Origin of the sequence: Vibrio genomosp. F10 str. 9ZD137, assembly GCF_049974785.1 — a bacterium.
In the GTDB taxonomy this organism is placed as follows: domain Bacteria; phylum Pseudomonadota; class Gammaproteobacteria; order Enterobacterales; family Vibrionaceae; genus Vibrio.
This window is the reverse complement of record NZ_JBNGCJ010000467.1, coordinates 1-1,852: the sequence shown is the minus strand read 5'-3', so window position 1 is coordinate 1,852 and position 1,852 is coordinate 1. Positions and strand designations below refer to the sequence as shown.

General features: G+C 44.9%; 3 protein-coding genes. All 3 read right to left on the bottom strand.

Annotated features, from left to right (window positions below; translation table 11 throughout):
* Nucleotides 1-221, bottom strand: a 221-nt coding sequence (locus ACP45E_RS11220) for an NADH-quinone oxidoreductase subunit K (protein WP_198927712.1), incomplete at its 3' end; no start/stop codon positions are given.
* Nucleotides 222-656: a Na+/H+ antiporter subunit B gene (locus tag ACP45E_RS11215; RefSeq protein WP_017038903.1), complete on the bottom strand. Its 435-nt coding sequence runs from the start codon at nt 654-656 to the stop codon at nt 222-224. It abuts the gene before it with no gap.
* Nucleotides 656-1,852 (bottom strand): hydrogen gas-evolving membrane-bound hydrogenase subunit E (gene mbhE, locus ACP45E_RS11210; RefSeq protein WP_141707302.1); only part of this gene is annotated, 1,197 nt, incomplete at its 5' end. The genes ACP45E_RS11215 and mbhE, both read right to left, overlap by 1 nt.

Genomic DNA, 1,852 nt, shown 5'->3' with positions numbered 1-1,852 from the left:
TGAGGCAATGGATCGGCTATCGGCCCCGATGGTATTTTCATTCCTTCTTCAATAAGAGGAGGCGCACCACGAATTAAGCCTCCGCCAGTGAAGATCAACAAATTGGTCGCATTAGACAAAATCATCAGTCCAATCACAAGCTTAACTACACTACGTCGAAGCATCATATAGAGTGCTGCGGCGTAAAGAGCACCAATGACAATAGCAAATAGAGTGGTCATTTATTCCTCCAACTGTGCTAACGAGAAGAGCAACGTTGTAACCATGCCCGTAACGACAAGATAAACACCAACATCAAAAATCAAAGGTGTGCTTATTTTTAATTCCCCAATACCAGGGACATACACATCCCACCAAACAGCACTAAGGTAAGCACTGCCTGACATGAGAAAACCAGTAAACCCACTCAATAACGAAATCAGCAAGCCACCACCCATCAAGTAGCTACTGTCGATACCAATAAGTTTTCGGGTTTGAGTCGCGTCAAAAGCAAAAAAGTGAAGCGCAAATGCGGCTGAAGCGACCAAACCAGCAATGAAACCACCGCCTGGCTCATTGTGCCCACGTAACAACAAAAACACAGAAAACAACAACAGCATTGGCAGTAAGAAACGCGCCACTACCTGAAGAATGAGAGAAGTACCCGTATTGTTCATTACTTTTCCTCCCGAGTTCGAAGCATGGCTGTAACCCCTATGGCTGCAAGGGAAAGTACGAATAGTTCACCTAACGTATCAAGTGCACGGTAGTCGACTAGGATTACGTTGACGATATTTCGTCCTTTGGCAATCGTGTAGCTATTTTCAATAAGATAAGAACTGATACGATCAGGCATCGCAAAGTGCGTAACCGTCAATAGTAGAACGGCCATCATCACGCCAAAAGTAACCGCCACAAAACAGTCTCTCCAACGCACGTCACTGCTTGATAGTTTTTGGAATTTAGGCAATCTGAACAGCACGAGAACAAGCATAATAACCGTCAATGTTTCTATCAGTACTTGAGTAATCGCTAGATCTGGAGCACTAAAGAAGACATAGATTAACGCCATCGAAAAGCCCAGAGCACCAATAGCGGCAACGGCGCCAAGTCGAAGAGGCGTCATGCACGCATAGGTAATCACCGCGATAATGAGAATCGAGATGCCTACGTCTTTAAGCGTCACATCAGAGAAATCAATATCCCAATGGAATCCAACTTTAGTGAACATCGCATACGCGACTAGAGCAATCGTCGTAATAAATATCGTTAGGATATAGTTTGCCATGTAGCCATTTTGCAGCTTCATGGTACTCCACTTAGCAAACGTCACTAAGTTATCCATAAATATTTCGTAACCACGTTCAGGTCCGTACTCAAGCATAGGTTTCAATGTTGATGCTCGTGGGCCTAACGTGTCCCACTTCTTAAACAGCAAATAACCCAAACCAAGAGCGGCAACGCTGATCATCAGCGGTAGATTGATACCATGCCAAAGTGCTAAATCAACGGACTCAATCTGACCAAATGAGATCGCACTCACCGCAGAAGAGACTAACGGTGTCACGAGACTTGGCATTAACCCAAAAATCAGCCCTACTGTTGCCAGTACAGAAAAACCTAAACGCATACCCATCGGCGCTTCATGTACCTCTTTCGGTGTTGCTTTCTTTTCACCCCAAAATGGTTTAATCACAAGCAACCCTGCGCAAACAACAATAAAGACAGAGGTTAACAACGTCATGAAGATGAGAAGTACAGCCCAAGGGCTAGATAAAACGCCTTCTAGCATCAATTCTTTACCAATGAAGCCGAACAGTGGTGGAACGCCAGCCAGTGCCAAAGCGGCTAATGACAAGATCGGAAGAGCGGT